Origin of the sequence: Nocardia sp. NPDC057353 (assembly GCF_042667085.1) — a bacterium.
Lineage (GTDB): Bacteria > Actinomycetota > Actinomycetes > Mycobacteriales > Mycobacteriaceae > Nocardia.
On sequence record NZ_JBHVAK010000044.1, the window covers coordinates 39208 to 59719 of the forward strand.

At 72.3% G+C, this 20512-nt stretch carries 19 protein-coding genes; 4 read left to right on the forward strand and 15 right to left on the reverse strand.

Annotated elements, in window-relative coordinates; genetic code table 11:
* Window positions 1-34 precede the first annotated feature (34 nt).
* A complete protein-coding gene (locus ACFUUZ_RS21860) occupies window positions 35-1522 on the reverse strand; it encodes a flavin-containing monooxygenase (RefSeq protein WP_378698991.1) in 1488 nt (495 codons plus the stop codon).
* Window positions 1523-1628: 106 nt separating this feature from the next.
* Here ACFUUZ_RS21860 and ACFUUZ_RS21865 point away from each other — a divergent pair, with 106 nt between their 5' ends.
* A complete protein-coding gene (locus ACFUUZ_RS21865) occupies window positions 1629-2774 on the forward strand; it encodes an LLM class flavin-dependent oxidoreductase (protein ID WP_378698993.1) in 1146 nt (381 codons plus the stop codon).
* 9 nt (window positions 2775-2783) lie between these two features.
* On the opposite strand, the gene ACFUUZ_RS21870 is transcribed toward ACFUUZ_RS21865, so the two are convergent.
* Window positions 2784-3773, reverse strand: coding sequence for an oxygenase MpaB family protein (locus ACFUUZ_RS21870; protein WP_378698996.1), 990 nt, complete (start codon window positions 3771-3773; stop codon window positions 2784-2786).
* Window positions 3774-3790: 17 nt separating this feature from the next.
* Complete coding sequence (locus ACFUUZ_RS21875) at window positions 3791-4777, reverse strand: oxygenase MpaB family protein (protein WP_378698997.1); 987 nt, start codon at window positions 4775-4777, stop codon at window positions 3791-3793.
* A 149-nt stretch (window positions 4778-4926) separates the two neighbouring features.
* On the opposite strand from ACFUUZ_RS21875, the gene ACFUUZ_RS21880 reads away from it, so the two are divergent.
* Entirely contained in the window at window positions 4927-5610 is a 684-nt protein-coding gene (locus tag ACFUUZ_RS21880) for a TetR/AcrR family transcriptional regulator (RefSeq protein WP_378698999.1), read from the forward strand.
* Window positions 5611-5653: 43 nt separating this feature from the next.
* Here the strand turns inward: ACFUUZ_RS21880 and ACFUUZ_RS21885 are convergent, their stop codons facing one another.
* From ACFUUZ_RS21885 to ACFUUZ_RS21940, 12 genes are all read right to left on the reverse strand, one after another.
* On the reverse strand, window positions 5654-6607 hold the full coding sequence (locus ACFUUZ_RS21885) for an oxygenase MpaB family protein (protein ID WP_378699001.1): 954 nt from the start codon (window positions 6605-6607) through the stop codon (window positions 5654-5656).
* Between the two features lie 33 nt (window positions 6608-6640).
* The gene (locus ACFUUZ_RS21890) at window positions 6641-7375 is read right to left on the reverse strand and encodes a hypothetical protein (protein WP_378699003.1); all 735 of its coding nucleotides are present in this window, start codon (window positions 7373-7375) and stop codon (window positions 6641-6643) included.
* Between the two features lie 122 nt (window positions 7376-7497).
* Complete coding sequence (locus ACFUUZ_RS21895; RefSeq protein WP_378699005.1) at window positions 7498-8463, reverse strand: MlaD family protein; 966 nt, start codon at window positions 8461-8463, stop codon at window positions 7498-7500.
* Entirely contained in the window at window positions 8460-9626 is a 1167-nt protein-coding gene (locus ACFUUZ_RS21900; protein ID WP_378699007.1) for an MlaD family protein, read from the reverse strand. Before ACFUUZ_RS21900 ends, ACFUUZ_RS21895 begins: the two co-directional genes overlap by 4 nt.
* A complete protein-coding gene (locus tag ACFUUZ_RS21905; RefSeq protein ID WP_378699009.1) occupies window positions 9623-10687 on the reverse strand; it encodes an MlaD family protein in 1065 nt (354 codons plus the stop codon). The genes ACFUUZ_RS21900 and ACFUUZ_RS21905 overlap by 4 nt, the downstream gene beginning before the upstream one ends.
* 1 nt (window position 10688) lies before the next feature.
* Window positions 10689-11708, reverse strand: a complete 1020-nt coding sequence (locus ACFUUZ_RS21910) for an MlaD family protein (RefSeq protein ID WP_378699011.1) — start codon at window positions 11706-11708, stop codon at window positions 10689-10691.
* A gap of 52 nt (window positions 11709-11760) precedes the next feature.
* Window positions 11761-12774, reverse strand: coding sequence for an MlaD family protein (locus ACFUUZ_RS21915; protein WP_378699013.1), 1014 nt, complete (start codon window positions 12772-12774; stop codon window positions 11761-11763).
* The gene (locus ACFUUZ_RS21920; protein WP_378699016.1) at window positions 12771-13754 is read right to left on the reverse strand and encodes an Mce family protein; all 984 of its coding nucleotides are present in this window, start codon (window positions 13752-13754) and stop codon (window positions 12771-12773) included. The genes ACFUUZ_RS21915 and ACFUUZ_RS21920 overlap by 4 nt, the downstream gene beginning before the upstream one ends.
* 7 nt (window positions 13755-13761) lie before the next feature.
* Window positions 13762-14652: an ABC transporter permease gene (locus ACFUUZ_RS21925; RefSeq protein ID WP_378699018.1), complete on the reverse strand. Its 891-nt coding sequence runs from the start codon at window positions 14650-14652 to the stop codon at window positions 13762-13764.
* Window positions 14649-15434, reverse strand: a complete 786-nt coding sequence (locus tag ACFUUZ_RS21930; RefSeq protein ID WP_378699020.1) for an MlaE family ABC transporter permease — start codon at window positions 15432-15434, stop codon at window positions 14649-14651. Before ACFUUZ_RS21930 ends, ACFUUZ_RS21925 begins: the two co-directional genes overlap by 4 nt.
* Window positions 15435-15667: 233 nt before the next feature.
* Window positions 15668-17401 (reverse strand): GMC family oxidoreductase N-terminal domain-containing protein, encoded by a 1734-nt coding sequence (locus ACFUUZ_RS21935; RefSeq protein ID WP_378699022.1) that lies wholly within the window; start codon window positions 17399-17401, stop codon window positions 15668-15670.
* Window positions 17398-18879 (reverse strand): flavin-containing monooxygenase, encoded by a 1482-nt coding sequence (locus ACFUUZ_RS21940; protein ID WP_378699024.1) that lies wholly within the window; start codon window positions 18877-18879, stop codon window positions 17398-17400. The genes ACFUUZ_RS21935 and ACFUUZ_RS21940 overlap by 4 nt, the downstream gene beginning before the upstream one ends.
* An 82-nt stretch (window positions 18880-18961) precedes the next feature.
* On the opposite strand from ACFUUZ_RS21940, the gene ACFUUZ_RS21945 reads away from it, so the two are divergent.
* Complete coding sequence (locus ACFUUZ_RS21945) at window positions 18962-20041, forward strand: AraC family transcriptional regulator (RefSeq protein WP_378699027.1); 1080 nt, start codon at window positions 18962-18964, stop codon at window positions 20039-20041.
* 46 nt (window positions 20042-20087) lie between these two features.
* Window positions 20088-20480 (forward strand): hypothetical protein, encoded by a 393-nt coding sequence (locus ACFUUZ_RS21950; RefSeq protein ID WP_378699029.1) that lies wholly within the window; start codon window positions 20088-20090, stop codon window positions 20478-20480.
* Window positions 20481-20512 lie beyond the last annotated feature (32 nt).

Here is a 20512-nt window from a genome sequence, read left to right on the forward strand (position 1 = left end):
CCCGCACCGACCCCTCGCCGGCGCGGGGCCGGGCTCAGCTCACCGGCGCCGTGGCGCGGCGCACCGCGGGCACCCGGCTGAACTCCAGCACCCCGTCGTCCACCGGCCCGGTGCGCAGGAATGCCCGGTCGCGGAAGTAGTCGTTGATCACCTTCCACGGCCCCCGCGTCCCCTGCCGGGGCATCACCGCGTCGCCGCGGGCGATGTACCCCGAGGTCAGCGCGGCGCCCATGATCGAGTGCGGCGAGCGGTCGCCGTCGCGCGCCACCGGCACCACGGTCTGGTAGCCGTGCTCGTCCAGGTGCGCGAGGAGCCGGCAGAAGTACTCGGCGGCCAGGTCGGCCTTGAGCGTCCAGGAGGCATTGGTGTAGCCGAGCACCATGACGAAGTTCGGCACCCCGTCCAGCATGGCGCCCTTGTAGACCACCCGGTCGCGCACGACCACCGGCTCGCCGTCCACCTCGAGTTCGGCGCCGCCGAGCATCTGGACCGTGAGCCCGGTCGCGGTGACCACGATGTCGGCCTCGAGCTCCGCGCCGGAGGCGAGCCGGATGCCGCCCGGGGTGAAGGTGTCGATCCGGTCGGTGGCGATCCGCGCCGCGCCGCTGCGCAGCACGCGGAACAGGTCGCCGTTCGGGACCACGCAGAGCCGCTGGTCCCACGGGTCGTAGCTGGGCGTGAAGTGCCGCATGTCCAGGTCGCCGACCTGTGCGCGCACCGCGGCGAGCAGCAGCTTCTTCGCCAGCGCCGGGCTGCGCCGGGAGAGCCGGTAGCTGGCGCGCTGCAGCGCGATATTGCGGGTCCGTCCGGCCTTGAAGGCGACCCGGTCCGGGACGCGCGCCTTCTTCAGCGCCACCGCGACCGGGTCGTCGGCGGGCAGCGCGGTGATGTAGGTGGGCGAGCGCTGCAGCATGGTCACCTCGGCGCCGCGCGCGGCCAGCGCGGGGACCAGCGTGATGGCGGTGGCGCCGCTGCCGAGCACCACGACCCGCTTGCCCCGCACGTCCAGGTCCTCCGGCCAGTGCTGCGGGTGCACGAAGCGGCCGGTGAACCGCTCCTCGCCGGGGAGCTGCGGGCGGTAGCCGCGGTCGTAGTCGTAATAGCCGGTGGCGCCGGCGAGGAAGTTCGCGGTGACGGTCTCGACCGCGCCGGTCGCCTCGTCGACGGCCTCCACCGTCCACCGCGCCTCCGCGCTCGACCAGCGCGCCGCCGTCATCTTTCGGCCGAACCGGATGTGCTCGGTGATGCCGTGCTCGCGCGCGGTGTCGGAGATGTAGCGGCGGATGTTCGGCCCGTCGGCCAGCACCTTGGTGCCGTTCCAGGGCCGGAAGCCGTAGCCGAAGGTGTACATGTCCGAGTCCGAGCGGATGCCGGGGTAGCGGAAGAGGTCCCAGGTGCCGCCGATGGCGGCGCGCCGCTCCAGGATCAGGAAGCTGCGGCCCGCGCCCTCGCGCACCAGGTGGCTCGCCACCCCGATGCCGGAGAGCCCGGCGCCGACGATCAGGACATCGACGTGAGTCATGGTGACGAAGGGTACGTGTTATCTCTAGTTACGTCTAGTTACCTCGAAAAAACCCCGCTGAGCGCAACCCGTGCGCCCCGGTCGCGCCCCCGGCGACACTGCGTCCATGAGCCTGTCCTTCCACTGGTTCCTGCCGACCTACGGCGACTCCCGCGGCCTGGTCGCGGGCGGCCACGGCACCTTCATGTCCGGTGACCGCCCCGCGAGCCTGCGCTACCTGAACCAGATCGGCGCCGCCGCCGAGGACAACGGCTTCGAGGCGGTGCTCACCCCCACCGGCGCCTGGTGCGAGGACGCCTGGCTCACCACCGCCATGCTCGTGGAGACCACGCGCACGATGAAGTTCCTGGTCGCCTTCCGCCCCGGCCTGGTCAGCCCGACGCTGGCCGCGCAGATGTCTGCCACCTTCCAGCGGCACTCCGCGGGGCGGCTGCTGCTCAATGTCGTCACCGGCGGCGAGCAGCACGAGCAGCGCGCCTACGGCGACTTCCTGGACAAGGAGCAGCGCTACGCCCGCACCGGCGAGTTCCTGCACATCGTGCGCTCGCTGTGGACCGCCACCGACCCGTTCACCTTCGTCGGCGAACACCTCCGCGTCGAGGGCGCCCTGCTCGCCAACCGCCCCGACCCCCTCCCACCCGTCTTCTTCGGCGGCTCCTCGCAACCCGCGGGCCCGATCGCCGCCCGCTTCGCCGACACCTACCTGACCTGGGGCGAGCCGCCGGCCGCCGTCGCCGCCAAACTCGACTGGATCCGCGGCTTGGCCGCCGCCGAGAACCGGGTCGTCGACTTCGGCCTCCGCATTCACGTCATCAGCCGCGACACCAGCGAAGCCGCCTGGGCCGAGGCGGACCGGCTGCTCGCCGGGATCGACCCCGCCGACATCGAACGCATCCAGGCCAACCTGCGCCGCAGCGAATCCGAAGGCCAGCGGCGCATGCTCGAACTGCACGGCGGCAGCAGCGACCGGCTGGAGATCGCGCCCAACCTCTGGGCAGGCGTCGGCCTGGTCCGCGGTGGTGCGGGAACCGCGCTCGTCGGGTCGCACGAGGAGGTGGCCGAACGGCTCGCGGAGTACGCCGCGCTCGGCATCGACCACTTCATCCTCTCCGGGTATCCGCACCTCGAGGAGGCGTACTGGTTCGGCGAGGGGGTGTTGCCCGTGCTCGAGCGGAAGGGGTTGTGGCGGCACCCGAATCGGCCGGTTCGCGTCGCGGGCGGCACTCCGTTCGCCGGGGCGGCGAGCAGCTGACCCTCCGCATCACCCCGTGCGGGCCGAGAGGGGGTAGCGGATGCGTTCGGGGAGAACGCGATCCAGCCCGTCGGTGACGGCGACGACGGCGGCGAAGCGGGCGGCGCGGGGGTAGTCCCAGGTGAGGCCGAGGCGCTCGCGGAGGACCGGGGGGAGGTAGCCGACGGTGGTGAGGCGGAGGAGGGCGGCCATCGGGAGGGCGGGGATGTTCCAGATCGGTTTCGGTAGGCGGAAATTCGGGTGCGGGGGCATGGGCTGGCGGTCGAGCTCGATGAGGAGGTCGGTGGTCCAGTTGCGCTCCAGGACGTCGTTCACGATGTGGTCGAACCAGGTCCAGAACTCGGGACGCCCCGCGGGGATGACGCGCTCGGGGATGCGCAGGACGCGGGCCTGGTCGGTCCACTCGCGGTAGAGCTGGTCCTCGGTGGCGGCGTCGAATTCGGCGCCGTGCAGGCGGCGGATGGCGCTGCCCGCCCAGTAGCCGGTGGCGGCGACCCAGAGGTAGGCCTCGGGGTCGAGGGCGTGGTAGGCGCGGCCCTTGGCGTCGGTGCCGCCGATGTCGCGGTGCAGGCGGCGCAGGCGGGCGCCCTCGTCGAGCGCGGCCTGTTCGCCGTCGAGGCCGCTGAAGCGGCGGGCCGCGGCGGCGGTGGAGGTGATGCGGCCCCAGCGGTCCTTCAGGAACTCGGAGTGGTCGGCGACGCCCGCGCCGACGACGGGGTGCGCGACCTGCATGAGCAGGGTGGCGCGGCTCGCCAGCGCCGTGCGCCAGGCGATGCCGCGCTTCCAGCTCATGGAGTCCGGGCCCCAGGGGCGCGGTTGCACCCGCCGGCTCGCGTCCGGCGCCGAACTCGCGTCCGGCGCCGCGCTCGCGGGCGGCGCGAGACTGGCGGACGGCCCGGCGAGGACCGGGTCCGGCGTGGTCACGGGCTCGACCCCGGTCGGCGGCACGGCAATACCGGGCTGCGCTCCCGCGGGCTCGTCGGCAGACTTGATAGACACGATCGGCTCCGCTATCGCTACATCGGGCACCCGCCGGAGCGCTCCGGCGGCGCGAAGGAATCGAGGGCGTACCGCTTGTGCACGGCGACGAGCTTCTCGTACTGCAATCGGTTGTGCGCCAGCGGCACCAGCTTCGAGCGGTCCGGCAGGAGCCGCCACGCGGTGCGCAGCACCCAGCGGTAGAGCGCGAACTCGCGGTCGTGCCGTGGCAGCAGCTCGAACCCGGCCATGCGCCGCACCGCGGGGTGCATGACCTGCGCCGAGCAGACCTGGATGACGTGCCCGACCAGCGGGCGCACCAGCAGCCAGAGCGGGGTGAAGGCGGCCCTGGCGGCGGGCGAGATGCCGAGCGTCGGCAGCGGCAGCCTGGTCAGCCCGGCGAACTGCTCGACCAGGAACGGGCTCGCCTTCAGCTCGTGCTCCACCATGTGCTCGTAGTACTGCTCGGCCGAGGCCAGGTCGGGCGGGAGCTTGCCGCCGCGCGAAGCCAGCTCGAGCCCGCGGAAGCTCTCCCGGATGAGCTGGTAGGCGGCCTCCTTCTCCTCCGCCCGCAGCACGTGCCCGGTGCTCGGGGTGAAGGTGTTGAGCGAGAGGAACACTCCGCTGATCGCGACCCAGATCCAGGTCTGCGGGTTGAGCGCGCTGTACCGGACGTCGGCGTACTCGCCCTGCCCGAGGCCGCGCACCTCTCGGTGCCGCTCCTTGAGCCAGTCGGCCTCGGCCTGCCGGTCCACCGGGTCGCCCCAGAAGGAGAGCAGCGCCGAGAGGCCGCTGCGCATCCCGCGATCGGCGAAGTTCTCGGCGAAGCGGCCGGTGCGGTCCACCGCGGCCGCGACCGGAACCAGGGCGACCTGGTCGAAGGCGGCGCCGCCGAAGACACCGCCGAGCGCGCTGCCGGTGTGCTTACGGAACTCCGTCAGCATCTCGGGGCGGACCCGCGATCCGGCCGCCGGTGGGGCGCTGCTGCCGTGCGGGACAACGGGCACCGTTGCGTTCGTCGTCATGGGAAGCCCCCGTCGGCGATCCTGGGCCGCACCGAGCGGCACCGTGTGATAGTTCAACGCCTCCAGACTATCACTTTGAGAAGCTGGCGGGCATACCTTCTCACCGTCGGCGCGCCGCGGGAGCGCGCCGGGCCGGTAGGCTTCCGGCGATGAAGGCCAGCCCGGACGCCCCGACCGCCGACGAGGACGAGGCGGCCATGGCGGCGCTCGCCGCGGTGGCCCGCTCCTGGGCCGCGCTCACCGCGCTGGAGCCGAAGTCGCGGCGCATCGTGGACGCGGCGCGCGACTGCTTCGCCGAGGTCGGCTTCGAGGAGACCACGATGGTGCGGATCGCCGAGGGGGCGGGCGTCGGGGTCGCCACCGTCTACCGGCGCTTCGGGACCAAGTCGGCGCTGGTGCGGTACGCGCTCATGGCGGAGTCGCAGCGGGTCGGGGTGGTCGTGGTGCAGGCGCTGCGCGACTCCGCGGGCCCGGTGAGCGGGCTGGCCGAGATCTTCGCCGCCTACGTCACCGAGGCGACGGCGCCGCGGCTGCTCACCCGCAGCCTGCGGGTCTCCTCGGCGGCGACCGAGCTCGCCGACTTCCTCACCGGCGACGAGTTCATCGAGCAGGGGCGGCTGCTCTTCGCGCAGTACATCGAGTACTGGCAGGCGCGCGGCGAGCTGGGCCGGTTCGACGCGCACGTGGTGGCCGAGCTCTTCGTCCGGCTCGTCATGTCGATCATCTCCAACCCGCACGGCGCGCTGCCGCTCACCGACGCCGACGCGGCGCGGGAGTTCGCGAGACGGCACCTCGCGCCGCTGCTCTTCCCGCACCCCGGCGAGGGCGGGTAGCGCCGGGAGATTCCCGCACCGGGTGCGGGAATCTCCCGGACAGCTAGACCTGCTTCGGCCGCACCTTGTAGGCGGCGGACTTCAGCTCGCGCACCTTCATCTTCTGGATGGCCCGGTGGTGCTGGCGCGCGTGGTAGGCGATCGGGAAGTAGGTGAGCCGCTCCGGCAGCACCCGGTAGGCGAAGCGGATCACCGCGTAGATCCGCTCCAGCGTGCGCTGCTCCTCGTCGCTCCAGGTCAGCCCCATCATGTCGCGCAGCCGGGGGTCGAGCAGCCCGGCCAGGGAGAGGTAGTTGAAGCGCAGCATCGGCATGAGCGCGGCCCTGGCCACCCGGTTCAGCGGGAAGGGCAGCTTGCGCAGCTGCTCCAGGTCGCCGGTGCGGAGCTCGGCGTACTCGCGGCGCTGCAGGTCGGTGGCGTTCAGCACCTCGGTGACCATGTGCTCGTAGTAGGTGTCGAACTCGGCGCGGGTCTGCGGGTAGCCCTTCATCGGCACCTGCAGGATGCGCGCGATCTTGATGTTGTCGGCGAGCAGGCCGTCCAGCTCGTCCGTGGTGAACTCGCGGCCGAGCAGCAGCGGGCCCGCCTTGGCGGTGGTGATGTAGGCGGTCGCGATGACCCACTGGTAGGCGGCCGGGTTCAGCGCGCTGATCTGCTTGCCCTCGGCATTGCGCATCTTCAGCGGTTCGTGCAGGGAGCGCAGCCGCCTGCCCTCGGCGATGGCCTCGGGGCCGCCGTAGGTCCAGCGCAGCACCGAGTCGACCGAGCGGATGGCGCGGCCCATCGGGTCGGTGCGGGCGACCGAGTACTTGTCGGTGACGTCGCGGATGACCGGGTGCAGGCCCTGCATGGCGAAGGCGGCGGCCTCCATCATGAGGTAGGTCCAGTGGCCGACCATCTCCGCGGTCAGCGAGTCCGGGGAGATCAGTTCGATCTCGTCGTCGTCGTGGATGGGGGTGACCGAGGCGACGGGGGGCTTGCGGCTTGCTGTGGTCATGGGGTTCTCCTGGGGTCGGGACGGGGGCCGCGATCAGCGGGGTGCTGGGCCGGGGAGGTCGGGGGTGACGCCGCCGACGTCGGTGATGGTCCAGTTCGCGGCGCGGTCGAGGGTGACGGTGTAGGCGGCGGTCGCGGTGACGCCGTCGGGGGTCTGGCGGCTGCGGGACTTCATGTCGACGAAGACCTGGACGGTGTAGAGGTCGCCCTCGCGGGCGCTCACGTCTGCCGCCAGGACCTCGGCGGTGGAGGTGTACTCCATCTGGGTGAGCCAGGGGCCGACGACGTCCACCGCTGCCGAGAGTTTGGGGGCGAGGTCGGGGGTGACCTCGGTTTGCAGCTGTTTTCGCCAGCCTTCGATGTCGGTGGGGTCGACCTGGGAGACGTTCAGGGCGTAGGTCGAGGCGGCTTTTTCGGCTGCTTCGTCCGTGGCGAGGTTTGTTCGCAGGGTGTCGAGTTCTTCGGCGGAATTGTCTGTTGCCCAGAGGGTTCCGAAGACGATGGCTGCTGCGGTGGCGATGGCTGTGGTCGCTGTCAGGAACGTGCGGTTCAGGGCTGCTCTGAGCAAGGGTGCGTTCACCGTGCCGCCCATATCGCCTGGCGCTGTAGCGCCGCTCGACTTGTCTGTGCGGGTACCGACCGCGTCGGTGTCCTTGCTGCCCGCGTCGGTATTCGCGCTGTCCGCGTCGGTCTCGTTGCTGTCCGCGTCAGTCTTCGTGCCGACCACACCGGTCTTCGTGCCGACCACACCGGTCTCCTTGCCGACCACACCGGCCTTCTCGCCATCCCCGCGCTCTGCCGGCTCCGGGTCCGAGGACTCAGTGGCCGCACCCGCACGGTGCGGGGCGGTGGGGGCGGGGTCGGGGCCGTCGGGGGCGGGCGGGTGCGGGCTCATCGGGGTCCTTCGGGGGCGGGCGGGGCGAGGGTGATGCGGAGGCGGTCGCCGGGGAGGGAGGTGAGGGCCTGGTCGAGCAGGGTGGCCATGTCGACGGCGCCGAGGACGGGGCCGGTGGCGGTGGTGACGGGGCGCAGCGCGACGCCGAGCGCGCCGAGCTCGGGGGCGAAGCGGCGCAGGAAGTCGACGAGCTGCGCCTCCTCGGCGCGCCACGAGCCGAGCACCTCCTCGCCGCGGAGCAGCACCGACCCCTCGAACAGGTACTCGTAGGAGACGCCGAGCGTGTCGCCGAACTTGTCCAGCTGCGGCGGCGCCGCGGTCAGCACCGGCTTGACCCAGCCGAGCTCGGGCATCAGCCGCATGAGGTCGCGCAGCACGATGTCGAGCGAGGGCTGGTGCCTGGCGAGCGTCTGCGCGAGCAGGTCGGCGGCGCGGGCGAGCGCGGGCGTCACCGCGCCCGCGCCGTCCACCGCGGTCGCGAAGGTCTCGACCAGCCTGCTCACCGCGGCCGAGTCGACCTGGTCGAGCAGCGTCGAGGTGCCCGCGAGCAGCTCCGGCACCGCGGTCGGCGCCTCGACGGTGCCGGTGAGCTGCGCGCCGTCCGGCAGGTGGCTGCCGGTGTCGGCGCCGGGCAGGAAGGCGAAGACGGGTTCGCCGAGCGCCGAGAGGTTCTCGACGGCGAGCGCGCTGTCGGCGGGGATGCGGTAGGCGGCGTCGTACTCGATCCCCACCCGGACCCCGTCGCGCACGCTCCGCACGAATTGCACGGTCCCGATGTCGACCCCGCGGTACACCACCTCGGACCCGGCCCGCAGCCCGGCGGCGTGCGCCATCAGCACCTCGGCGCTGCGGCGCTCGACGGTCGGGTCGTTGCCGAGCACGCCGACGGCGAGGTAACCGCCGCCGAGCGCGGTCACCACGGTCAGGACGAGTCCGGAGAGCCAAGCAGGAATGCGGGTCACGGCGCAGCTCCGATCAACCGCAGCAGCACCGCGGCATCGACCTCTGGCCGGCCCTCGACCCGCACGGTGCGCACGTCGATCGCGGGGTCGGTGAGGAACGGGATGGTCTTGCCCGACATCAGCTCCGGGATCCGCGCCCCGCTGCCCACCCAGACCCGCGGGTCGGCGGAGGGCTCGCGGAGCAGCGCGGCGGACTGCTCCAGGGAGACGTTGAGGTGCGGCAGCCGGGGAATCGTCCAGTCCAGGCCGGTAGTCAGGGTGCTGACGTCGATGACGACATTGAGCACCGCGGTCATGAACTCGGGCACCCGGCCGAGCCTGCGCTTCGCGGTCTCGGAGAACAGGAAGCCGACCTCGTCGCGCATCTCGTGCAGCCGCGCCGTGGTGGCGTCGGTGGCGGTGAGCATGCGGTCCAGGTCCGGGATGTGGTCGGCGGTGGTGCCGAGGTCGGCGGCGAGCCTGCCGCTGAGCTCGGCGGTCTCGGCCGGGTCGGCGGGGAGCGCGGCATTGAGCTGCTCGATCGCGTCCTGCATGCGGGTGAGGCTGCCGCCGTTGACGAACATGGCCATCCGGTCCAGGATCTGCTCCAGCTGCGGGCCGGGGTCGGTGTCGCGCAGCGGGATGGTGTCGCCGTCGCGCAGCAGGTCGGCGCCGCCGTCGAGCGGGGGAAGCAGCGCCAGGTAGATGTCGCCGAGCACGGTGGTCTGCCGCAGCTCGGCGCGGGTGCCGCGCGGGAAGCGGGCGTCCGCGCGCACCTCGATGCGCGCGATCGCCGCGTGCGGGGCGAGCTCGATCCCGCGCAGCGTCCCGACCTCGGCGCCGTCGCTGCGCACCGCCGCCCCGGCGGGCAGGCTCAGCAGCGAGTCGAACTCCAGCTCCAGCCGGTAGGTGGGGCCGTCGACGCCGGTGCCGGGCAGCGCGTGGTCGGAGGGGTCGAAGCCACAGCCCGCCAGAACCGCCGCGACCACGGCGACCAGCACCACGACCCGCGCACCGATCCGGCTCGCCGTCCTCCGCCGCACCCGCCCCACGGCCGGGAACCCGTGCGCGGAGACTCGCATCGAGCGGAGCCACCCGCAGGCGCTGTCACCGGAGCGGGGCCCGGTCGCCGCGATCCCCTCCGGCCGCGGCGGCACCTCGCCTCCGCCCGCTCGCACGCTCATCGCGCACCTCCCGCGATCGCGAACACCGCCTGCGGCAACGGCATCTGCGCCGCCGCCCCGGAGAGCGGCGCGCACTCCGGGACCCCGGCGCAGAGCGCGGCCGGATCACCGGCGAGGACGACCTCCGGCCCCCGGTACCCGACCTCGACCCCCGCCTGCCCGATCATGGCCCGCAGCATCGCCATGACCCCCGGCACCGTGTTCAGCACGTCCTGCGATTCCTCGGCGCGCACCCGGGCCAGCGTCACCGCCGGGATCGACGACTCCAGCATGTCCATCAGGTACGGGAAGTGCTGGTTGAACAGCCGATCCATCGGCTCGACCGCGGCCGCCAGCTTCCCGACCATGGTCTTGACGATCACCAGGCTGCTCTCCAGCAGCTCCAGCCCGGGCCCGAAGGTGGTGAGCGTGGTGGTGATGTCGCCCCACTCCCTGGTCAGGAAGGTGGTAAGCGCGGCGGAGTTGTCCAGCACCGCGCCCAGCTCGCCCATGAAGATGTCCGGGGACGAGGTGAGCTCGGCCAGCGCGCGCAGCTGTTCGCGCAGCTGCGGGCCGAGCCCGCCGAGCTCCCGGTCCGCCCCGGCCAGCACCGCCTGCAGCGGCGGAACCCCGTCCGGCCCCGGCCTGGTCATCTCGTCGAGCAGCCCGGTGAACGAGCGCAGCGCGGTGGAGACGCTGAGCGGGGTCTCGGTGCGCTCCTTCGCGATGCAGCGGTCCTCCGGCAGCAGCGCCCCGCCCGGGTAGTCGGCGTTCACCAGCTCGACCCGCCGGTCGGTGAGCAGCGAGGAGTTCACCACCACCGCGCGCACGTCGGCGGGGAGCGGCCGGGCGCCGATGCGCATCCGCACCCGGACCCGATCGCCCTCCGGCTCCAGCGCCGAGACCGACCCCACCGGCACCCCGCGGATGGTCACCGCGGCGTCCTCGTACAGCCCGTAGGTGGTGTCGAACTCGGCGCAGACCGCACGGGTCTCCCCCGCCCCCCAGTCCACCCCGACCGCGGCGCCGGTCGCGGCCACCGCGGCGACCAGCACGATCCCGAGCCCGACCCGAACGCTCATCTCAGCACCCCGCTCCCGGGACCGGCAGGCACACGTCCGGCCGCTGGACGGTCAGCCCGCTCTGGTCGATCAGCGCGGTCCCCTCTGGCCCGGCCACCGCGGCCAGCTGCCCGAGCGTGCCGGTGAGCGCGTCGATCATGCGGTCGGTGTCGGCGAGCAGCCGGACGCTCAGGTCGCGGCTCTCCTCCAGCGGGAAGAACAGCGGCTCCAGCTTCTCGGCGTAGGGGCCGCTGAGGAAGTCGAAGAGCAGCCCGACCACCGCGGTCACCTTGTCGGCGAAGATCTCCACCTTGGACCGGGCGGCCACGATCTGCGGGCCGAGGATGGCGTAGGCGCGGATCACCTCGGTGGCGAGCTGCTCGTTGTCGTGCACGGTGGCCAGGTACTCGTTGGAGAGCGACAGCAGGTCCTGCACCTGGGTGCGCTGCTCGGCCAGCGCCCCGATCACCGTGCTCAGCGCGGTGACCGACTCCCGCACCGCGCCGGGCGCGCCGGTGAGCGCGGCCGCCGAGCCCTCCAGGGTGGCGCGCAGCGCGGCGGTGTCGGCGCGGTCGGTCACCCGGACCGTCTCCGGCAGCAGGTCGTTCACCACGAACGGGAGCCGGGCCCGCTCGGCCGGGATGGCACCGTGCAGCACCCCGTCGCCCGCGGGCAGCAGGGCCAGGTAGAGCCCGCCGACGGGGGTGAGCATGCGGACGTCGACGGCGGTGGCGTCGCCGAGCCGGTGCGCCGCGTCGACCTCGAAGGCGACGTCGACGTGCGCGTCGGCCAGCTCGACGGAGAGCACCCGGCCGACCGCGACCCCGGCGATCCGCACCCCGTCGCCCGGTTTCAGCCCGCCGCTCTCCGGCAGCGACAGGTGGTGCGTGACCGAGCCGGGCGGGCGCAGGTACAGCACCCCGACGGTGGCGAAGCCGACGGTCAGCACGACGACGCTGAGCAGCGCCCAGATCAGCTGGGAGCGCGGCGTCGCCTCCTCCGCGCCGAAGGTCATGGCGCTCCTCCGCACACGGACGGTCACGGCGCTCCTCCCTCCCGAGCGGCCATCGCGGACCGCGAGCCGCGGCCGGTCATCACGGCGCACCCGCACAGACGGTCAGGGCGCGGCCGTGCAGCAGCACCGTGGCGTCGACCGGCATCGGGAAGGCGCCGTGCGCGCACTGCCGGTCCGGCTCCTCGGACGGGATGAGCGCGTTCAGCGACTCCAGCAGCCCGGGCAGCTGGGAGAGCGAGCGCACCGCCTCGGTGGTGTCCGGGATGGCGAGCCGGATCCGCTCGGTGAGCGCGTCCGAGGAGTCGCGGGCGCCGAGCAGCAGCAGCGCGAGCGCGTCGGCGGTGCGCACCACCTCGCTCATCTCCACCGAGCCCTTGTCCATCAGCGAGAGGAACTCCTCCATCCGGCCGGCGACCGGCATGAAGATGGAGTGGAAGACCCGCAGGATGTTCTCCAGGTTCGCCGAGCGCCCGCGCAGCCGCTGCGACAGCTGGTCGAGGTTGGCGACGATGGTGCTGATCACGGCGGTGCGGTCCTCGGCGTAGGAGGCCAGCGCGGCGACGTCGCGGAGCAGCGGGGCCGGGTCGCCGCCGGTGCCGTCGATCATGGCGACCACATTGGTGAGGAAGCGGTTGTAGACCTCGGGGTCGGCCTCGTTCAGCAGCGGGCGCAGCCCGTTGAAGACGGTGGTGATGTCGAAGGAGTCGACGGTGTTGCGGACCGGTTCGCCGGGTGCGAGCTCCGCGCCGTCGCCCTCCCTGGTGATCGCGAGGTAGCGCTGGCCGGTGAGGTTCTGGAAGCGGATGGCAACCTGGTCGGTGCTGCGCAGCGGGTACTCGGTGAGCAGCGTGAAGCGCACCAGCGCGGTGTGCTCCGGCGTCAGCTCGACGTCGGTGATCTTGCCGACCTGGACGCCGCGCAGCCGCACGTCGGCGTTCGCGCGCAGCCCGAAGACGTCGCCGAAGACCGCCTCGTAGCCGCGGGTCTCGCCGCCGACCGGGCGCTCGATGGCCTGCACGACCAGGGTGACGATGCCGATCACCACGAGCAGCAGCAGGGTCAGGCGCACGGCGGCGCCGCGCGGCGTCCTCATCGCGGCCCCCCGAGCACGATCTCGGTGTTCAGCGTGATCTGCCCGTCCCGGTTCTGCAGCGCGCCGTCCAACCCGGCCAGCAGCGCCTCGACGTGGCCGGGGGTGACGCCGCGCATGGCCTGGTTCAGCGGGATCACCATGTCCAGCAGCATGTCCACCGCGTTCGCCATCGGCCCGAGCGCGCCGACCAGCTCGCCCGCGAAGGCGAAGACCAGGTTGGAGACCTCGGAGATGGTGGCCGACGCCTGCTTGGTGGCGGCGTCGTCGTCCAGCTCCTCGACCGAGGCGAGCGCGGTGAGGATGCCGAGCGCCGACGGCCCGAACGCGGCGACGCCCTCGGTGACGTCGGCGGTGGTGCTCAGCACCTGCCCGAGCGGCACCTGCTGGGCGCGCTGCCAACTGCGGGCCAGCAGCAGCGCCGAGGTGAGCAGCGGCGCGCCCGCCTCGGTGAGCCCGGCCGCGTTCTCCAGCGAGACCGCGAGCCGCTCGGTGAGGATGTCGCCGACGGCCCGGTTCGACTCGCGCAGGATCCGGGTGACGGTGAAGTTGTCGACCCGCTCCGCCGGCTCCAGCACCGCGCCCGCGGCGAGCGGCGCCCCGCCCGGCATGGGCGTGAGCTCCAGTGCGGTGGAGCCGAAGACCGTCGCCGAGACGAATCGCGGCCGGGTGGTCGTGCTCAGCTCGGGCAGCCGCTCCGCGTCCACCCCGACGGTCAGCCGGTGCCGCTGCACACCGACCGGCCGCACCTCGACCACCTCGCCGATCGCCATGCCGCGCAGCCGGATCGGGGTGCCGGGCCCGGCGCCGTCACCGAGCCCGGAGACCACCAGGTCGAACTCGACCTGCCCGTCCCGGCTCGGCTCCAGCGTGCGCCAGACCGCCCCGGTCAGCAGCACCAGCGCGACCAGCAGCACCAGCCCGCGCAGCCGCAGCCCGGCCCGGCCCGGCCCGCGCACCGCGAAACTTCTCGCCCGGCTCATCGCCCGCTCACCCCGTGAATCCGATATCGGTGTCGAACCCCCAGATCGCGATGGTGAGCGCCATGTCGCTCATCGCGATCAGCACCAGGCTGGCCCGGATGGCCCGCCCGGAGGCGATGCCGACCCCCTCCGGCCCGCCGGTGGCGTAGAACCCCTGGTAGGCGTGGACCGCGGTGACCAGCAGCACGAACACCACCACCTTGAGCAGCGAGAAGGCCAGGTCCGGGCCGCTCACGAACATCCGGAAGTAGTGCCCGAACGCCCCCGAGCCCTGCCCCTGCACCACCGTCACCACCAGGTCGGTGGTGAAGAAGCCGAGCGCGAGCGCGATCAGGTAGACCGGGACCACGGTGATCACCGCCGCGATCAGCCGGGTGGAGACGACGTACGGGATCGGGTCGATGGCCTGCGCCTCCAGCGCGTCGATCTCCTCGGAGATGCGCATGGCGCCGATCTCGGCGGTCATCCGGCACCCGGCCTGCGCGGCGAACCCGACCGCGGCCACCAGCGGCGCCAGCTCGCGCGGGTTGGCCAGCGCCGACATGGCCCCGGCCAGCGGCCCCATGCCGAGCATGTCCAGCGCGGTGAAGCCGAGGATGCCGATCATCGCCCCGGCGACGACGCCCATGATCACCAGCACCGGCGCCACCCCGCCGCCGACGATCACCGAGCGGCCGTTACCCCAGGCCAGGTCGGTGAAGACGGCGACCGTCTGCCTCCGGTAGTTGCGCAGCGCGTGCCCGATCCCGAGCACCGCCGCCACCCCGAAGCGCAGCTGGAAACCCAGCTCCTCCAGTGGCTCCCAGCCGCGCCGCAGCCGCCTGGTCCAGCGCAGCCCGGTCGGCCGGTAGGCCGACGGCCTGCTGACCCGCCCGCCGCCGGGCGCCGCGGCGGTCACAGGAACCCCATGGGCAGGAAGAGCAGCACCAGCTGGGTGATCACCAGATTCACCACCAGGCAGGCCAGCATGCCGAGCACCACCGCGGCGTTCACGCAGTCGGCGACGCCCTTCGGCCCGCCGCCCGCCTCCAGCCCGCGCTGCCCGGCGATCACCGCGACCAGGTAGCCGAAGACCGCCGACTTGCCCAGGCAGATCATCAGGTCGGTCACGGTGGCGAAGCTGCCGAAGGAGAGCCAGTACGAGCCGGGCGCGACGCCCTGGCCGACCGAGGCGACGAAGAAACCGGCCAGGATGCTCATCAGAATCACGAGCACGGCCAGCATGGGCGCGACCACCGTCATGGCCAGGATGCGCGGAGCCACGAGCCTGCGGTGCGGGTCGATGCCCATGGTGCGCAGCGCGTCGATCTCCTCGCGCACCGTACGGGCGCCGAGGTCGGAGGCGATGGCCGAGGCACCGGCCCCGCCGACCAGCAGCGCCGCCGCCAGCGGCGCGATCTGCTGCATGACCCCCATGCCGCCGACCGCCCCCGCCATCGAGCCCGCGCCGATGTTCTCGGTGATGCTGCCGACCTGCACCGCGATGACGACGCCCATGGGCAGTGAGATCAGAATCGCGGGCAACATCGAGACCGAGGTGAAGAACCAGGCCTGGACCAGCGCCTCGCGCAGCGGAAAACGCCCGCGCGCCAGGTCGTACCCCATGAGCGCGGTGGCCCGCACCCCGAGCCGGACCCCGCGCCCGAGGGTTCGGGTGCTCGATGCGATCGATGCGACCACCACGACCTCCTCGAACACCGCAATGTGATAGTCGGAACGCATTCAGACTATCAACGGCGCGCGCGGCGTCGAACGGTTTCGGTAGAACTGATCGACAGCCCCCCTGAACAGCATCGATCTCCTGGGCGCGGGCGAATCCGGGCAGAATCACGGGTCACTTGCTGTCCGGGAGCACGGCCCGCGCGACACGCCGAAGGGGCGCCCGCCGACCCGGACGCCCCTTCGGTTACGACCTACTCCCCCGCGGGAACCGGCTTGCCCTTGCTGGTGATCTCCACCAGCGGCAGCCGCAGCGCCCCCGGCGCGGTCTCCGGCACCACCGGCTTGCGCGGCGCCACCGGCTGGATCCGCCGGTACGCCGAGCCGAGCGCGGGCCGCGGATCGGCCTCGCCCTTGTTCGGCCAGAGCGCGACCGCCCGCTCGGACTGCGCGGTAATGGTCAGCGACGGGTTCACCCCGAGGTTCGCGGTGATCGTCGAGCCGTCGATCACGTGCAGCCCCCGGTACCCGTACAGCCGGTGGTACGGGTCGACCACGCCGCTCTCCGGCGAGTCGCCGATCACGCAGCCGCCGATGAAGTGCCCGGTCATCGGGATGTTGAACAGGCTGCTGATGGCGCCGGAGGGGAAGCCGTCGATCTTCTCGCCGATCCGGTTCGCCACCTCGTGCCCGGCGGGGATCCAGGTCGGGTTGGGCGCGCCCTCACCCTGCTTGGTGCGCATCTTCCGGCGGCCGAGCAGCCCGCGCTTGGTGTAGGTGGTGATCGAGTTGTCCAGCGACTGCATCACCAGCAGCCCGATCATCTGCTCGGACCAGCGCCGCGGGCTGTGCATGCGCGCGAAGTCGCGCCGGTTGCGCACCATCTGCCGCCACCACAGCCTGCCCTTGGAGACGCCGTCCACCTCGTCCACCATGGCGGTGCCGATCAGCGCCATGGAGTTGCTTCCCTTGCCGTAGCGCACCGGTTCGATGTGCGTGTCGGCGTCGGGGTGGATGGAGGAGGTGATCGCGACGCCCTTGGTGAAGTCGGTGTCGTCCTTGCGGGTGCGCACGACGAGCAACTCCTCGGAGTTGGTGCGCGCCAGGAACCCGAGCCGCGGCGAGATGTCCGGCAGCGACCCGCTGTCGCGCAGCTTGTGCAGCAGCCGCTGGGTGCCGAGCGCCGCCGCGGAGAAGATCACCTGCTCGGCGGTGAAGGTGCGCTTCTTCCGGCGCAGCACCCGCCCGGTGCCGACCGTCTCGACCGCGTACCCCCCGCCGGAGAGCGGCCGCACGTCGGTGACGGTGGTCAGCGGGTGCACCACCGCCCCGGCCTGCTCTGCCAGGTAGAGGTAGTTCTTGACCAGGCTGTTCTTGGCGTTGTGCCGACATCCGGTCATGCACTCGCCGCAGTGCGTGCAGGTGCGCCTGGCCGGGCCCGCGCCGCCGAAGAACGGGTCTGGCACGTCCTGGCCCGGCCTGGTGCCCGGCCCGCCGAAGAACACGCCGACCGGGGTGCGCTGGTAGGAGTCGCCGACGCCCATGTCCTCGGCCACCTCGCGCAGGATGCGGTCGGTGGCGGTGGTGGCCGGGTTGGTGGTGACGCCGAGCATCCGCTTGGCCTGGTCGTAGTAGGGCAGCAGCTCCGACTTCCAGTCGGTGATGTGCGCCCACTGCCGGTCCGCGAAGAACTTCTCCGGCGGCTCGTACAGCGTGTTGGCATAGACCAGGGAGCCGCCGCCGACGCCGGAGCCGCTCATGATCAGGGTGTCGTCGAGCAGGGTGAGCCGCTGGATGCCGTAGAACTTGGCCCACGGCGCCCACAGGTACTTGTTGGCGCGCCACGAGGTCTTGGCGAATTCGTGGTCGGCGAAGCGGCGCCCCGCCTCGACCACGCCGACCCGGTACCCCTTCTCGGTGAGCCGCAGCGCGCTCACGCTGCCGCCGAAGCCGGAGCCGACGATCAGCACGTCGTAGTCGAATGTCATCGGGAGAGCTCCTTCGCTCCGACCGGGAGCAGGGGGTGGTCGGCCGGGTTCAACTTGCGGGTCTGCATGCGGTAGCTGAGGACGGTGCCCGGCCAGTTGTTGGTGATCCGCCCGTTCGCGCTGCGGTACCAGCTGCCGCAGAAGTTCCACGGCGTGCGGTCCAGGCGCTTCTGCAGCCCGGCGTCGAAGTCGGCAGCCTTGTCGGTGCGGGTGTCGAGCACGCGGCCTGCGTACGGAGCGAGCCGCTCCAGCGCCTGCCGGATGTAGCTCGCCTGCGACTCGATCATGTAGACGATCGAGCCGACGCCGAGGTTGGTGTTCGGGCCGTACACCAGGAACAGGTTCGGGTAGCCGGGCACGGTGATGCCCTTGTAGGCGCGGGCGCCGTCGGCCCAGTCGTCCTCCAGCTTCCGCCCGCCGCGCCCGCGGATCTTCATGGGCCACAGGAACTCGGTGCCCTTGAAGCCGGTCCCGTAGACGATCACGTCGGCCTCGTGCAGCTCGCCGTCGGCGGTGCGCACCCCCTCCGGCTCGATTCCGGCGATGCCGGTGGTCTCCACCCGGACGTTCGGCGCGGTGAGCGCGGGCAGGTACTCGTTGGAGAAGAGCGCGCGCTTACAGCCCGCCGGGTAGTCCGGGGTGAGCTTGGCGCGCAGCTCCGGGTCGGCCACCTGCTTGCGCAGCTGGCGCATGCCGATCCAGGTCACCAGCTTCCGGATCGGCGGGACGTCGACCAGGGCGAGCGAGAGGAACTCGCAGAAGGTCCAGAACCAGAGCCGCTCGGCCAGCCTGGTCACCGGGAGCAGCTGGAAGATGGCGTGGTGCAGCCGCGAGTACTCGATGTCGTTCTTCGGCATGATCCAGGCCGCCGAGCGCTGGAACAGCGTGAGGCGCTCGGTGCTCGGCGCGATGGCGGGCACGAACTGCACGGCGCTGGCGCCGGTGCCGACCACCGCGACCTTCTTGCCGGTCAGCTCCACCTCGTGGTCCCACTCCGCGGAGTGGAAGGACTGCCCGCGGAAGCTCTCGATGCCGGGGATGGCGGGCAGCGCGGGGCGGGAGAGCTGCCCGACCGCGGAGATCAGCACGTCACAGGTGAGCTCGGCGCCGTCGGCGAGCCGCACGGTCCAGGTGCCGGTCTCGTCGTCGTAGGCGGCCTCGGTGACCTCGGAGCCGAAGCGGATGCGCGGCAGCAGGTTGTGCTTGCCCGCCACCGACTGGATGTAGCGCTGGATGTCGGCCTGGCCGGAGAAGCGCTTGGGCCAGTCGGACTTGGGCTCGTAGGAGAACGAGTACAGCGGCGACGGGATGTCGCACCCGGCGCCCGGGTAGGTGTTCTCCCGCCACACGCCGCCGAGGTCGGCCGCCCGCTCCAGGATGGTGAAGTCACCGAACCCGGCGCGCTGCAGCTCCATGGCGACGCCGATGCCGCCGAAGCCCGTGCCGATGATGACGATCGAAGGTGCACTACTGGACATACCTCTACGCTATTGCCTGTGAGTGGCCACACAGCAAATAGCTGAGGTCAAAGAATCAATAGTTTCGGCCATACTGGGGATCATGCACGAAGTCGAGCAGGCCGAGGTCCGCGACTGGGACTTTCCGCGCGGCGTCGCCAGCGTCGAGGTCATGGTCGAGCACGCGGTCGAGCGCGGCGTGCAGGCCGAGCGGATCCTGGCGGGCACCGGCCTCACCCCCGCCGCGCTCACCGACCCGGACCGGCAGATCGACGCGCACACCGAGCTGGCCGTGGTGCGCGCCCTGGTCCGCGAACTCGGCACCGACGACTCCGGGCTCGGCGTCGCGGTCGGCCGCCGCTACCGGATCAGCACCTTCGGCATCTTCGGCTTCGCCTGCGTCAGCAGCGCGACGCTGCGCGAGGCGATCTCGCTGGCGCTGCGCTACTACAGCCTCGGCTTCGCCTTCTGCACCCCGGAGGTGGAGTGGAGCGAGCGGGAGGTGATCACCCGGTTCCACTACGACCGGGTCCCCGCCGACGTGCAGTGGTTCCTGGTCGAGCGGGACATCGTCGCCATCCACCGGGTGATGAGCGACCTGCTCGGCGGCGCGGTCGCCTTCACCAGGGCCGAGTTCGCCTTCCCCGCGCCCGCGCGGCCGGAGCCGCTCGCCACCGAGCTCGGCGTCGAGCCCGCCTTCGGCCGCGCGCACACCCTGTTCGGGGTGCCCGCCGAACTGCTGAGCCAGCCGCTGCCGCTGGCCAACCAGGCCACCTGGGCCCTGTGCGTCGGGCAGTGCCGCGACCTGGTCCGGCGGCGCCGGGCCCGCACCGGCATCGCCGCCGAGGTGCGCGAGCGGCTGCTGCCCGCGGCCCGGCCGGGCGGGCCCGGCGTTCCGCCCACCCTGGACGCGGTCGCCGCCGACCTCGCCATGAGCACCCGCACGCTGCGGCGCAGGCTCGCGGAGGCGGGCACCAGCTACCGCGGCCTGCTCGACGAGGTGCGGCACACCCTGGCCGAGGAGATGCTGACCGCCACCCCCATGTCGGTGGAGGACATCGCGCTGCGGCTCGGCTACGCCGAGGCCACCCCGTTCATCCACGCCTTCAAGCGCTGGACCGGCACCACCCCCGCCGCCTACCGCCGCGGCCGGATCGGCTCCGCGGCGGCGCTGCGGTGGTGAGCACCGCCGCACGTTTGCCCGGACCGGCGCCGGGCACCACCGAACCATGAGTACCGACAGCCCGAGCACGGACGAAGACGCTCCCGGCGACACGCTGCCGACCTCCGAGGCGCTGGACTCGGACGAGGTCCGCAATGCCGACGGCGACGAGGTCGTCGACCCGCCGGACCACTGGAGCGGCGCCGACAGGTTCGGCATGACCGCCCGCGAGGAGCGCGAGGGCGAGCCGCTGGCCCAGCGCCTCGCCGAGGAGGAGCCGGACATCGGCGAGCCCCGCGATCACACCGCCGACGAGCTCGTCGACGAGGGCGTCACCGATATCGCCGAGGACGTCGACCGGCTCCCGGCCGACGACGCCGACGAACTCTTCGGCAAGCACCGCGGCCAGGTCGACGGCGCGCCGGAGGACGGCCCCTCGCTCTTCCCGGTCGCCGAGTAGCGCGCACGAAAACGGCGGGGACGGTCGATGAC